At 44.8% G+C, this 4,872-nt stretch carries 7 protein-coding genes; 3 read left to right on the forward strand and 4 right to left on the reverse strand.

What is annotated here, in order from left to right; genetic code table 11:
• On the reverse strand, window positions 1–203 hold a 203-nt coding region (locus F6K46_RS38135), incomplete at its 3' end, for a hypothetical protein (RefSeq protein ID WP_293118028.1).
• A 142-nt stretch (window positions 204–345) separates the two neighbouring features.
• On the opposite strand from F6K46_RS38135, the gene F6K46_RS38140 reads away from it, so the two are divergent.
• On the forward strand, window positions 346–942 hold the full coding sequence (locus F6K46_RS38140; protein ID WP_293068314.1) for a hypothetical protein: 597 nt from the start codon (window positions 346–348) through the stop codon (window positions 940–942).
• Window positions 943–1,003: 61 nt separating this feature from the next.
• Window positions 1,004–1,522, forward strand: coding sequence for a hypothetical protein (locus tag F6K46_RS38145; protein ID WP_293068312.1), 519 nt, complete (start codon window positions 1,004–1,006; stop codon window positions 1,520–1,522).
• A 195-nt stretch (window positions 1,523–1,717) separates the two neighbouring features.
• Here the strand turns inward: F6K46_RS38145 and F6K46_RS38150 are convergent, their stop codons facing one another.
• Entirely contained in the window at window positions 1,718–2,926 is a 1,209-nt protein-coding gene (locus F6K46_RS38150; protein ID WP_075899783.1) for an HhoA/HhoB/HtrA family serine endopeptidase, read from the reverse strand.
• A gap of 232 nt (window positions 2,927–3,158) precedes the next feature.
• Entirely contained in the window at window positions 3,159–3,284 is a 126-nt protein-coding gene (locus tag F6K46_RS38155) for a hypothetical protein (protein WP_293118031.1), read from the reverse strand.
• Window positions 3,285–3,391: 107 nt separating this feature from the next.
• Between F6K46_RS38155 and F6K46_RS38160 the strand changes: the two genes are divergently transcribed.
• Window positions 3,392–3,736: a metal-sensing transcriptional repressor gene (locus tag F6K46_RS38160; RefSeq protein ID WP_008177474.1), complete on the forward strand. Its 345-nt coding sequence runs from the start codon at window positions 3,392–3,394 to the stop codon at window positions 3,734–3,736.
• On the opposite strand, the gene F6K46_RS38165 is transcribed toward F6K46_RS38160, so the two are convergent.
• Window positions 3,733–4,128: a hypothetical protein gene (locus F6K46_RS38165; protein ID WP_293068309.1), complete on the reverse strand. Its 396-nt coding sequence runs from the start codon at window positions 4,126–4,128 to the stop codon at window positions 3,733–3,735. The two genes, F6K46_RS38160 and F6K46_RS38165, sit on opposite strands and share 4 nt — an antisense overlap.
• Between the last annotated feature and the right edge of the window lie 744 nt (window positions 4,129–4,872).

A 4,872-nucleotide genomic window follows, 5' to 3' on the forward strand; every position in this document is an offset into this window, starting at 1 on the left:
AAGAGGCAAGAGGCAAGAGGAAAGAGGCAAGAGGCAAGAGGCAAGAGGCAAGAGGCAAGAGGCAAGAAGCAAGAGGAAAGAGGCAAGAGGCAAGAGGCAAGAGGCAAGAGGCAAGAGGCAAGAGGCAAGAGGCAAGAGGCAAGAGGCAAGAGGCAAGAGGCAAGAGGCAAGAGGCAAGAGGGAAAAAATCCTGTGTACCTCATTAGGCTATAAAGCGCTATAACCAGATATACACCAGATATACACCAGATATACAGTGGCACAGAAACAAAGTGTCAATTCCTATTGACAGCTTATCATAACAGTTGTTATCATTAACATAACAACTGTTATGAGGTTAGACTAATGCACTCTGAGCTTACTTGTCCCTCTCCTCGCTCTGGTCTGAAAGGTTTGCTTGATCGCTTCACCGGACCAGGGGCAACCCAAGCTGAGTTGCTCATACAATTTGTACCGTCGCTGGTGGCTTTGGTAGCAGCTCCAACCTACGCCCTGACCCTCCCAATACAGTGGACCCCGTTGCAATTAGGACTGATCGCTGTTCTTGCCCTTGATTTAGTGGGGGGTGTCCTCACCAATGCTACCTCCACCGCTAAGGGTTGGTATCATCGACCGGAACAGGGTTGGCAGCAGCATTTAGGATTTGTGTCTGTTCATGTCATCCATGTCTTGTTAGTGGCGCTGCTCTTTCGTGGGGGAGATTGGGGATTTTTTATCGGTGTGTCCAGCTACCTGTTGGGGGCATCAGTCTTGATTTTGCTGTCTCCCTTGTATCTTCAACGTCCAGTGGCCCTAGGGCTTTACAGCTTAGGACTGTTGGGCGATCGCTATCTATTTCCCCCAATGCCTGGTCTGGAATGGTTTCTGCCTTTGTTTTTTCTAAAAATATTGGTCAGTCATTTGCTTAAGGAAACCCCTTATCGCCCTAGGGAAAGGCGATAAGATTTGCTGCCACTGCTCTGTGGTGTTCGACAGCAATAATTCTAGTTGTGAGGTAATTACAATGACAATAACTATTAGACATCTGGTATCTGCACTCTTGGTTTTATCGTTTGGATTGTTGGCATCTCTTGTTCCTGGTGGTTTAATTGAAACAAGGAGTTTCTCACATATTGAACCGTTGATATTGGGTATATTTAATACCTTTTTAACTTCCCTAGTAATAGTCAGCATTTTGATTGTTTACTTTATTTTAAAAGATTTGAATTGGGCGTTTATTGTGTCTGGATTATGTGCTATTTCCTATTTTATCGTATACGCCTTAGACTTAGGAACACTATTTCCAGTCTCGCCAGATCCAATGCCTCAGGCGCTATTTGTAATTGAACTATTGGGAATGATTGTTTCTCTTCCTTTACTATTTCTTTCTGTTCGAGGAGCTATGACGAGTAACAAGAGTAGTAACGATCAAGTAATGGTAAACAAACCCTATTCAAAGACGTTTGTATATTTCGCTTTCTTTTTGGTTGTTGTTGGTGTTGGCATTATCACCTTTGCTACCAAATCCGCTATGGGTAGCTAACAGTGCGTGACAAGGCGAGGTAACCCATAGCGCATAAGCACCTCAAGTCGTATTGCCACAGGTCTGTTGATTCAAAAATCCCCTGGCATAAGTGCCATGGGGAGTATCAAAGCAAATATCAAAAAAACTGCAAGTTTTTTTGATAAGCCTTCTTTGCCAAGGAGGAGTAACTTTCCAAAGACTAGTGATTAATCACTAAGTAGGATTTTTTAGTGCATCGGTGCGGACAAACACGCTAGTAGTCTGCTTACCGCGCCTTACTTTTATTTCTAGTACCTTATTCACTCCACTATTTTCAACAAGGCGCTGTAGTTGTGTAGCATTAGTAACAGGTCTTCCATCAATTTGAACAATTATGTCCCCACGACGCATACCAGCATCAGCCGCTGGTGTATCCGGCATTACTTGAACTACCAAGACACCATTGACTTCTGGTAATAGGAAAACAGAATTGGGGTCATTGTTGTTTTCTTGTGCTAGTTCCGGGGTTAGGGTTGTCATCCGAACGCCGATATATGGATGGACAACTTTTTGTCCTTGGGCTAGTTTGTTGGAAATCTCTTTGACTTTGTTGATGGGAATAGCAAAACCAATTCCCATAGCATTAGCCCGAATAGCAGTGTTGATGCCAATAACTTCCCCTGTAGCATTCAACAACGGACCACCAGAGTTTCCAGGATTAATAGCTGCATCGGTTTGAATAAAGTCTAGTCGCTTGTCAGGAATACCTGCCTGAGCACTGGAGCGTCCTATGGTGCTGACAATTCCCAAAGTCACTGTATTATCTAGCCCTAGGGGGTTACCAACAGCAATAGCCCAATCTCCAACCTGAACTTGACTGGAATCCCCTAGAGAGGCTATGGGTAAGGAAGTACCGTTAATTTTGACAACAGCTAAGTCGGTGAATTCATCCACACCCTTGACTTGACCATCAAACTTGCGCCCATCCTTGAGGGTAACGGTTACTTTATCGGCATTTTCCACAACATGGGCATTGGTCAGTAGGATGCCACTGTTGTCAATAATAAACCCAGAGCCTTGACCTTGTAAACGTCTTTCTTGGGGAATTTGGGCTGAAAAGTCATCACCGAAAAAGCGCCGGAAGAAGGGGTCATCAAAAAAGGGATCGACGCGCCTGGAAACTGTGCGCTCGGTGTCAATGCGCACCACTGCTGATCCAACCCGATTTACCGCTGCTGTTACAAAACTGCTATTACTAGCTTGCTGTGGAATCAGCAGTTGTTGGGCAATCAGTGGCGGAGTGACTGAGTCTGTGCTGGGTACAGGAGCAGCCTTGGAGGGAGATACACGATAAACGCCAACTGTCAATAAGACTCCAAGTAAGATAGCTAAGAGATAGTTACTAATTGAGCGAAGCCAAATCGAAAATTTAGTTGATGACATAGTATTATCGTATTCTTCTGGTTAATTTTGGGGAATAGTATTGCTAAGCCAATCCCACGACCTAAAACCGATGGGATTTACTTGGCTTTGGCTATTGGTTAGTAGTCAGTGGTTGCTGACCCTTAGTGTTAACCCATAACTCAAGTTTACCCTCCCTGAGATTCCTCCCACCCAGAGCCAGGAGTGGGTTTCGAGGCATATTTTAGGATTGTGGATTAGTTGCTACAAGCATCTAATCGCTATGGGTGAGAGTTAGTTCTATGACGTTAGTAGTACCTGGGGTAGTTCCAGGTGATGCTACCCCAGGGCGAGTAAATCGTCCTTGGGTAGCATCGGGAGTGAGAGAGCTTGACCTCAAGGGGTGTTCAGCCCAAGAGACCCCAACAAGTTAAGCTTAATAATTATCAATAATGATATACCCAGGAAGTTGGTTAACCTTGGACTAAGAAAACTAATAAAACCGCTATGATCTCGAAAGATAGAGAATATGCCCTGACTCAAGAGCTGAATCACAACCATAGTGAACATACTCATGGTCACGTTCATGATGAAGAATCTCTGAGGCGAATTATCAATCGCCTGTCTCGAATCGAGGGGCATATTCGAGGGATTAAAACTATGGTGCAAGAAAGTCGCCCCTGTCCTGATGTTTTGGTACAGATTGCTGCAGTTCGAGGGGCTTTGGATAAAGTGGCACGAATTATCCTTGATGAACATTTAAGCGAGTGTATCGGTCGAGCCGCTGAGCAGGGCAACATTGAGGTAGAAATTGAGGAGTTGAAGGCGGCTTTAGATCAATTTTTACGTTAGGAGTCAGAGGCTCTATGCTGCTCTAGAAACTGACGTAGCCTCATCAAACTTAAGGTTTGACCCCAATTCAACGGTAACAAAGACACCCCTTCTAGGCGAGATTGTACCCAACCATCTCCCCAATACCATTCATGATAACCATCAATTCCCTGACTCAAGAGCAGTCTTAAACAGTTCGGCTGAACAAGCTCAACCTTGTGTTGTACTGCTACTGGCCCGATGGAAGAAGTAAAGGTCAATCCTAAATCGAGCTGTTCGGGTAACTTGGAAGATAAATTCTCTGGCCACAACCACTGGTTCAGTTGCGCGGTATAGAGCAGACTGTCCCGGATAACATTTTGTGGTGCTTCGACTTCAATCCTCAGATGACTTTTTTGAAAGATTCCTAGCATTTTGGTATTTATCGTCCTTATTCGTAGGAAATATTTGTAAGCTTCCCCACGGTTGGAAGCCGGGGGCTTTCCCGGATCCCAGAGCGTGTTGGTTTCAGTAGCCCTAGCAGACTTAACGCGCCTAAACTCGTTATTGATTGAATTTAAGGGTTAAGCGCCGAACCTCCAGCCTGGCTTACTCTACAGATGCGAGGGATTCCTCGCATCTGTAGCTTCTACAACCGAGTCAATTCTCGGACAGCCCCAATACTTCGTTTTACGCATCACTCGCCGATACTAACCTACTGGCTTAGCCGTTTCTCCGAAGTTAAGAGTGCCTTAGCTCATTTCAGTTATATATATTCTACCAGAAAATACTGGCTATTCCGAAAGATTTCGACGCCAACCTCAAGGGTATTGAACCCTTGACCATTCGGTCACGCTGCGCGAACGGTTGGCTACGGGGGATTATCCCCCGAGCCCCCTATTTTTGGTGATTAGTGTGACTGAGCCGATCAACAACAGTTCAAATTAACCAGAACTGATCAAACCCTTGTTGCTACAGTAACTTGTTTCCCTACCAGGACGCTAATTCCAAAAGATTTTAAGCTCAGTGATTGCTTGGGGTATGCTACCAGTGTGCGATTTGTTGGTTAGAAACCTTATCCTGAAAAGGATTTGGGGGATTAACCTCAGATAGAAATATCTGAAACTTGTTAGTTAAGTTGGTGAAAATCCAACCGCTGAGGAATCCAGTAGAAGCCC

Origin of the sequence: Moorena sp. SIO3E8 (assembly GCF_010692445.1) — a bacterium.
GTDB lineage: Bacteria > Cyanobacteriota > Cyanobacteriia > Cyanobacteriales > Coleofasciculaceae > Moorena > Moorena bouillonii.

Bases quoted from the DNA above. Each gene is read 5' to 3' on its own strand.
- F6K46_RS38140 (WP_293068314.1), top strand. From the start codon at position 346: ATGCACTCTGAGCTTACTTGTCCCTCTCCTCGCTCTGGTCTGAAAGGT.
- F6K46_RS38145 (WP_293068312.1), top strand. From the start codon at position 1,004: ATGACAATAACTATTAGACATCTGGTATCTGCACTCTTGGTTTTATCG.
- F6K46_RS38150 (WP_075899783.1), bottom strand. From the start codon at position 2,926: ATGTCATCAACTAAATTTTCGATTTGGCTTCGCTCAATTAGTAACTAT.
- F6K46_RS38160 (WP_008177474.1), top strand. From the start codon at position 3,392: ATGATCTCGAAAGATAGAGAATATGCCCTGACTCAAGAGCTGAATCAC.
- F6K46_RS38165 (WP_293068309.1), bottom strand. From the start codon at position 4,128: ATGCTAGGAATCTTTCAAAAAAGTCATCTGAGGATTGAAGTCGAAGCA.